The organism is Streptococcus phocae, assembly GCF_001302265.1.
Lineage (GTDB): Bacteria > Bacillota > Bacilli > Lactobacillales > Streptococcaceae > Streptococcus > Streptococcus phocae.
Window position 1 is genome coordinate 1 of record NZ_LHQM01000079.1, and the last position, 272, is coordinate 272.

The 272-nt window shown below is 39.0% G+C and carries 1 protein-coding gene; it reads left to right on the plus strand.

Features of this window, described 5'->3' with window-relative positions:
• Positions 1–272, plus strand: a 272-nt coding sequence (locus AKK44_RS08455) for a DUF1642 domain-containing protein (RefSeq protein ID WP_152911094.1), incomplete at both ends; no start/stop codon positions are given.

The window sequence follows — 272 nt, forward strand, 5'->3', positions numbered from 1 at the left end:
GTTAAAACCAGAAGTTTCTAAGCCTATTGCTGATTGGGTCGAAAAGTACAAAGACGGCCAAAACTCTTTTTATTCAACCTATCTTCGTCACAAAGATGATTTGCTTGAAGTTGAGATGGCATACGACGTTAGTTGTAAAACAGACGATCCGTTTTTTTCTGACATTGTTGCTGAAGCGTGGTTTAACGGCTACACAATCAAAGAAGAAAAACTTTATACTGTTGAGATACCTGACCCCAATAGTCCAAACGTGACAACAACTCTGATGAGAG